The organism is Pseudoduganella sp. RAF53_2 (assembly GCF_052113985.1).
GTDB lineage: Bacteria > Pseudomonadota > Gammaproteobacteria > Burkholderiales > Burkholderiaceae_D > Rugamonas.
Genome location: NZ_JBFRDW010000914.1, coordinates 1 through 1,678 on the forward strand (window position 1 = coordinate 1; position 1,678 = coordinate 1,678).

Annotated in this window: 2 protein-coding genes; both read right to left on the minus strand. The window is 61.7% G+C overall.

Translation table 11 applies throughout. From position 1 onward, the window contains the following. Nucleotides 1-723: glutathione S-transferase family protein (locus tag AB4Z11_RS30960; protein WP_442029907.1), on the minus strand; the 723-nt coding region annotated here is incomplete at its 3' end. 10 nt (nt 724-733) lie between these two features. Then, complete coding sequence (locus AB4Z11_RS30965; RefSeq protein ID WP_442029909.1) at nt 734-1,636, minus strand: alpha/beta fold hydrolase; 903 nt, start codon at nt 1,634-1,636, stop codon at nt 734-736. Nucleotides 1,637-1,678 lie beyond the last annotated feature (42 nt).

Here is a 1,678-nt window from a genome sequence, read left to right on the forward strand (position 1 = left end):
GTACACCGCATCGAAGCGCACCAGCGTTGTAAACAAACGCCAGTCTGCTTCCGTGATGCGCGCGCCCAGCAGGTATTCCTGATGCGACAGGCGCTCTTCCAGCCAGTCCAGCGTATCGAACAGTGGAAAGACCGCTTCCTCATAGGCCGCCTGGGTGGTGGCGAAACCGGCACGGTAAACGCCGTTGTTGAGCGTTTCGTACACGCGCGCATTGATCTTATCAATTTCCTCGCGCAGCTCGACCGGGTAGTAATCGCCCGGCAGCGCACCCACGCCGTCAAAGGCGCTGTTCAACATGCGGATGATTTCGGAAGACTCGTTATTGACGATGGTGCGGCGATGCTTATCCCACAGCACAGGCACGGTAAAGCGGCCCTCGTAGCCAGGATCGGCCAATCGGTAAATGTCGGCCAGGCGCCCGGCGTGGTTGACGGTGTCCGGCACCACGCCGGGGCCGGGCGCGAAATTCCAGCCGCTGTCCGGCATCAGCCAGTGCACGATCGACACGCCGATCATCTCGTGCAAGCCTTTCAGCTCGCGAAAGATCAGCGTGCGGTGCGCCCAGGGACAGGCCAATGACACATACAGATGGTAGCGCCACGGCTCGGCGACGAAGCCCCCTTCTCCGCTCGGCCCCGCTGCGCCGTCCCGCGTGATCCAATTGCGGAACTGTGCTTCGGGTCGCAGGAAACGTCCCTGCTGATCGGATTTGACGGGCTTCATCAGGCGCTCCTTATTTCAGGAAGTCCAGCAGGACAGGCTTTACCTGCTCAGGTTTCTCATCAATCAGCCAGTGGCCGGAACCGGCGATAACGCGTCCGTCCACGTTCGTGGCGACCAATTTTGCCTGATCGATCAGGAAGGTGCCGCTCGCTTTCTCACCGGTCAGCACCAGCATTGGCTGGGTCAGTTTGGTTTGTGCGAACTGGGCGAAATCCTGAGCGTCCTGATCGAAGTTCTTGAAATACTGGAAGCCGGCGCGCATGCCGTTCGGCTGCGCATATGCCTTGGTGTAGAGCCGGCGATCGGCTTCGCTCACCGATCTGGTTTTGTCGGAGGCGAAGTCGTTCCAGAAGTGCTCGAAGTAGATGCGCTCGCGGCCTTTCACCAGTGCGACCGCGGTGTCGCTGGTGAAGTGGAAGTGCCACAGGTCGCGCAGCAGCCACACATTCTTCCAGTCGCCCACGCCGGGCAGGAAGGCATCCATCAGCGCGACCTTGCTGGTATCGGCGGGATATTGGGCGGCGTAGGCGTAGGCCACCATCAGGCCGATGTCGTGGCCGACCACGGCGGCTGGTTCGCTGCTAACGCCGGCAACCAGTTCGTGGATGTCCTTGGCCATGTTCTTCTTGTCGTAGCCTGCGTCCGGACGGGCGGACGCGCCGGCGCCGCGCAAGTCGGGAACGATCACGGTATGGGTTTTCGCCAGGTCGGCCAGGATGGGTTTCCACATATGGCTGGTCTGGGTGTAGCCGTGCAGCAGGACGACCGGGCTGCCATGGCCGCCGATCTGGTAGTGGATCCTGGTGCCGTTCACTTCTGCGGTCCTGTCGGTGAAGCCGGGTGCGTCGGCGGCGCTGGCGCTACCGAAGGCGGTCACGAGGGCGGCAGCAGCGAGGGTGCGGGCGATGTTCATGATCTTGCTCCTAAAGGTGGGTTGGTTGAGGTGAACTATAGG